Raw genomic sequence first — 1300 nt, 5'->3', positions numbered from 1 at the left:
CCCCTCACTGTAGAGACCGGTACATCCTTTACACATCAGACCGGGGACATCGTTTACACCTTTTACAGGCTTGATACGCGCTTGGCACCGCGTTCAAGCCTGCCTAAACAGAAGTTGCAAAGGTACAACTCCCATACGTCATCAGCCACTTCCTTCAGCGCGATATCCTCGCCGATCAGCGCCTCGCCCAAAAACATTCGTTGCCCCTTCCACTTGAACTCGCCGTTCGAGCGAACCTTGCGTACCTCAACATCAGGGCCATATTCGACCGCGGGCAAATAGCCCGGATACGGGCGCAACGAAGGTCTGTAGACGGAAGCCGGCGGCTTCATGCCCAGCGCGGTGTGTGGTCGATCATGGTTGAAGTCCTGTACGAACTCTTCAAAGGCCAGTTGCTGGCGCACGAGATTTTCTGCAGGCGTCCGTAGTACCGCTGCTTTTAGGGTGCGGTGCATCCGTTCGTGTCGACCGTTCTGGTCAGGACGCCCTGGCGTGATTGTCTCGATGTGGATGCCATGCCTGATGAACCAGACGGACAGCTTCGATAGCCGCGCCAAACCGGTCGATGCGAAAGGCGCCCCGTTATCGGTGCGGATTACGTCCGGCAATCCAAACTCCCGGAAAGCCCATTCGAATCCCTGTCGCGTCGGCTCACTGTGCGTGCCGGGCAGCGCCCGGCAGAGCAGCAGATAGCGGCTCATCTGATCGGTAATGGTCAACGGATAGCACCAATTGCCGTCCTGCATCCTGAACTGCCCTTTGAAGTCGGCACACCAGGTCTGGTTGGGTTCATCGGCCGGGCGTAAATGCGTCGGGGCACGCGGGCGCAAAGGATAGGGGCGCCGCGCAATGACCAAGCCAGCCTTCTTCAACCACGCCCCAGCAGTGCTCGCGGCCGGCCATGGGATCTGTGGATCGGACTTTCGCAGGCGATCAATGATCTGTTTGGGACCTCGATCCGGATGCTCGTTTTTCTTGGTCAGCAATGTGGCAATGATTTCATCCGGGGTTTGATGAGGGCAGTTCAAAGGCTTGCGGGATTGCTCTTTCAAGCCGTCCACGCCGAGCGCTGCATACCGATCCAGCCATTTATCGATAGTTGGACGGCTGACGCCGTAACGCCGGCTCAATTGGCTCTTGGTGTAGCTGCCGCTGAGCCAGTCGCTGACTAATTTCACTCGCTGATCCATCGGGGACTCTTGATTCCAGGGCATGGTCAGTACCTCCTGACCATGATTGATACCTGTAAACCATGTCCCCGGTCTCAAACGTAAAGGATGTACCCGGTCTTTACCCACCC

General features: G+C 57.4%; 1 protein-coding gene. It reads right to left on the bottom strand.

Translation table 11 applies throughout. From position 1 onward, the window contains the following. Positions 1-62 precede the first annotated feature (62 nt). A complete protein-coding gene (locus DXT77_RS23315; protein WP_119429358.1) occupies positions 63-1214 on the bottom strand; it encodes an integrase core domain-containing protein in 1152 nt (383 codons plus the stop codon). Positions 1215-1300: the final 86 nt, after the last annotated feature.

Source organism: Pseudomonas sp. 91RF (assembly GCF_003576265.1).
Classification (GTDB): domain Bacteria; phylum Pseudomonadota; class Gammaproteobacteria; order Pseudomonadales; family Pseudomonadaceae; genus Aquipseudomonas; species Aquipseudomonas kribbensis.
The sequence above is the reverse complement of the archived record's forward strand: the minus strand, read 5'-3'. Positions and strand labels throughout refer to the sequence as shown.